The organism is Achromobacter sp. 2789STDY5608621, from assembly GCF_001299375.1.
In the GTDB taxonomy this organism is placed as follows: domain Bacteria; phylum Pseudomonadota; class Gammaproteobacteria; order Burkholderiales; family Burkholderiaceae_B; genus Achromobacter; species Achromobacter insuavis.
In genome coordinates this window covers 236,863-237,581 of the sequence record NZ_CYTU01000001.1, presented here as the reverse complement: position 1 = coordinate 237,581, position 719 = coordinate 236,863, and the positions used below count along the sequence as shown (strand labels likewise).

Below are 719 nucleotides of genomic sequence, written 5' to 3'. Positions count from 1 at the left end.
GCACCGCCGCCGCCTGATCACGAACTACGACGACTACGAGCCCTACTCGCGCGACCGCCTGGTCGCCGGCAGCCTGGTGCCCGCGGCCTGGGCCCAGCAGGCCCAGCGCATCCGCCATCGCGTCTATCGCGAGGCGCTGTCGCTGTTCGAACGCTACGACGTGCTGATCGCGCCCGCCACGCCGGTGCCGGCCACGCCCATCGGCACCACCAGCCTGACGCTGGCCGGCCAGACCCTGCCGGCGCGCGCCAGCATGGGCCTGCTGACGCAGCCCATTTCATGCATCGGCCTGCCCGTGTGCGCCGCACCCGTGTGGCCCGGCATCGGCGCCGACGCGCACCTGCCGCTGGGCGTGCAATTGATCGCCGCGCCGTGGCGCGAGGCCGACTGCCTGCTGGCCGCGCAGCGGCTGGAACAGGCCGGCGTCGCCGTCGTCCGCCCCGTCTAGTCCATTCATCGAGGCCAGCCATGGACTCCGCATTCGCCGTCATCGACACGCCCCGCAGCCTGGCCGATTCCGCCTACGGCACGCTCAAGCGCGACATCCTCGATTTCCGCCTGGCGCCCGGCGACCGCTTCACCGAGACCGAGATCGCCGAGCGCCTGCGGGTCAGCCGCACCCCGGTGCGCGAGGCGCTGTTCCGGCTGGAACGCGAGGGCTACCTGGAGGTGCGCCAGCGCAACGGCTGGCTGGTCAAGCCGCTGGACTTCGACACGCT

At 72.5% G+C, this 719-nt stretch carries 2 protein-coding genes; both read left to right on the top strand.

Annotated elements, in window-relative coordinates; all coding sequences use genetic code 11:
• Positions 1-448 (top strand): amidase family protein (locus AOZ53_RS01165; RefSeq protein ID WP_255353118.1); only part of this gene is annotated, 448 nt, incomplete at its 5' end.
• A 20-nt stretch (positions 449-468) separates the two neighbouring features.
• The coding region (locus tag AOZ53_RS33215; RefSeq protein WP_156333204.1) for a GntR family transcriptional regulator at positions 469-719 on the top strand (251 nt) is incomplete at its 3' end.